Here is a 632-nt window from a genome sequence, read left to right on the forward strand (position 1 = left end):
CTCCTGGCGGTGGCGGTGCTGCCCGCAGCGGCCGGGCTGACCGGCGAGGCGTACGCGGACCCGGTGGCGCTCACCGCGGGCTGGCGGACGGCGCTGGTCATCTGCGCCGCGCTGGCCATCGCGGGCGGGCTGATCGCGCTGGGCATCCACAACGGCGTCCTCGAGCCGCCGTCGAAGGCCAAGCCCGACGACGAGTGCCCCCACCTGGGCGAGTGCTACCACTGCGGCGTCGAGGGCCCGCCGACGCACGTGCGCGGCGGCGGGACCCCGGTCGCCGGCTCCTAGCCCGCGAGGATCTCGGCGAACATCGCCGGGTCGGCGTTGCCGCCGGAGACCAGGACGACCGTCTTGCCCGCCGGCAGCTCCTCGGCGTGGAAGAGGTACGCCGCCGTCGTCACCGCGCCGCTGGGCTCGGCGACGAGGCGGGCCTGGCGGGCCAGGACGCGCACGGCTTCGCGGATCTCGTCCTCGGTGACCGTGACCATCTGGTCGACGACCTCCCGCAGGTGCGCGAAGGTCAGCTCGGACGGCTGCGAGCGCAGGCCGTCGGCGATCGTGCGGGCGCGGTCGGCCTGCGGCCAGCGGACCAGCTCGCCGCGCCGGAGGCTGTCGGCGGCGTCCGCGGCCAGTGC

1 protein-coding gene and 1 pseudogene are annotated in these 632 nt (G+C 76.6%); one reads left to right on the forward strand and one right to left on the reverse strand.

Annotated features, from left to right (window positions below; genetic code table 11):
- Positions 1-285, forward strand: a pseudogene (locus G3I65_RS23545) (MFS transporter); the annotation flags it as partial.
- Here G3I65_RS23545 and G3I65_RS23550 read toward each other — a convergent pair.
- Positions 282-632: pyridoxal-phosphate dependent enzyme (locus G3I65_RS23550; protein ID WP_160698029.1), on the reverse strand; the 351-nt coding region annotated here is incomplete at its 5' end. The pseudogene G3I65_RS23545 and the gene G3I65_RS23550 sit on opposite strands and share 4 nt — an antisense overlap.

Origin of the sequence: Amycolatopsis sp. SID8362 (genome assembly GCF_010550475.1) — a bacterium.
GTDB lineage: Bacteria > Actinomycetota > Actinomycetes > Mycobacteriales > Pseudonocardiaceae > Amycolatopsis > Amycolatopsis eburnea.